Source organism: Rhizobium ecuadorense (assembly GCF_001187535.1).
Classification (GTDB): domain Bacteria; phylum Pseudomonadota; class Alphaproteobacteria; order Rhizobiales; family Rhizobiaceae; genus Rhizobium; species Rhizobium ecuadorense.
On record NZ_LFIO01000918.1, the window covers coordinates 1 to 240 of the forward strand.

The window sequence follows — 240 nt, forward strand, 5'->3', positions numbered from 1 at the left end:
GGTGCAATTTCCTTTTTCACCGGCACTTCCATATGACAGCGGTCCATCGCGAACGGGCATCTCGGATGAAAGTGACAGCCTTTCGGCGGGTTTATCGGGCTGGGGAGTTCGCCATCGACGGGTTTGAACTGTCGCTTGCCGGGTTCGATGCGCGGCACCTCGGCCAAGAGTGCTTTCGTGTACGGATGATTGGGCCGCCTGAAAACCTCCTCGACGGGCGCTTCTTCGACGATGCGGCCG

The 240-nt window shown here is 59.6% G+C and carries 1 protein-coding gene; it reads right to left on the reverse strand.

Features of this window, described 5'->3' with window-relative positions; genetic code table 11:
* Positions 1-240: oligopeptide/dipeptide ABC transporter ATP-binding protein (locus AF337_RS16000; RefSeq protein WP_160320317.1), on the reverse strand; the 240-nt coding region annotated here is incomplete at both ends.